Annotated in this window: 2 pseudogenes; one reads left to right on the top strand and one right to left on the bottom strand. The window is 65.4% G+C overall.

The annotated features are described in order from the left end of the window. Positions 1-98: 98 nt before the first annotated feature. Positions 99-434: pseudogene (locus PV350_RS46670) on the bottom strand (transposase family protein); the annotation flags it as partial. A 378-nt stretch (positions 435-812) separates the two neighbouring features. Here PV350_RS46670 and PV350_RS46665 point away from each other — a divergent pair. Beyond that, positions 813-1,031: pseudogene (locus tag PV350_RS46665) on the top strand (integrase core domain-containing protein); the annotation flags it as partial. Positions 1,032-1,089 lie beyond the last annotated feature (58 nt).

Genomic DNA, 1,089 nt, shown 5'->3' with positions numbered 1-1,089 from the left:
GACACCCCAATGATCACGAAGCCCGTGCCTGCGCTGCTATGCACCCCAACCGGTCACGGCCCGGCCAACCACCCGACCCCGGAACTCGCCCAAGCCCTGACCAGCGTGCCGTCCACGATGAGGACGGTGCCCTTGCGGAACCTCTGTCGCTGCTTGAGGGCGAGCAGCGGACCGGTGTGGTCGACGATCCGGTCGGCGGCGGACTTGGAGATGCCGAAGAGAGGGGCGAGTTGGCGCAGGGTGAGGTTGGTCCGCCAATACGCGGCCACCAGCAACACTCGGTCTTCCAGGGGCAGCGACCAGGGCCGGCCCGCTCGAGGAGCATCAGCTCCCTCGCGACGCAGCATCGTGATCAGCTTACCGAACGCGCGCGGGCTCAGCCCCGTGAACGGGGCTATCCAAGACAGCCACGACGCCGTGATCACACCAGCCACACCAAGATCGCCTCATCGTTGACCAGGCGTTACGGGACAACCCTTAGTGTGGCGCCAGAAATCCTGAAGGTTAGTAAGTACTGCGTTGCCATGTCGCATTCAGGGTTTTCTGCTGTGGCGATCACGTTGTCCGAGGCTGAGCGTGCAGAGTTGGTGCGCCGGAAAGGATTGCCGCACCGGCGCTCGGCCGAGAAGGCCCGCATCATCCTGGCATGTGCTGGGGGCATGTCGAACGCGGGTGTCGCGCGGCTCGTCGGTGTCCAGACCGGTCGGCAAGTGGCGCGGGCCTTCGCCACGGAGCGGATGGCCGGGCTTGAGGACGCCGGCTGGATCGGCCGGCCCAAGGCCGACCTGATCCTCGACGCTGCTGAACGCAGGCTCGGCAGCTCGGCGGACATCGCGCTCGCCGAGTCCTTCAACGCGACCCTCAAACGCGAGACGCTCCAGGGCCGAAAGAGCTGGACCAACGCACGCGAGGCCCGCCTGGACGCGTTCCGCTGGCTACACCGCTACAGCACCCGACGCCATCACTCCCGCCTCGGATACCTCAGCCCAATGAGGTTTTCTCAGCGAAATGATCTTCGCGAAACGTTGTGAACCGCTCGCCTCTGGGTAGATCGGACGAAGTCATCCTGGTCGTGGGCAGACGTAAAGC

This window comes from Streptomyces sp. PA03-6a (assembly GCF_033792765.1).
Taxonomy (GTDB): Bacteria; Actinomycetota; Actinomycetes; order Streptomycetales; family Streptomycetaceae; genus Actinacidiphila.
Note: the sequence above shows the minus strand (reverse complement) of the source record. Positions and strands in the feature narration are given on the sequence as shown.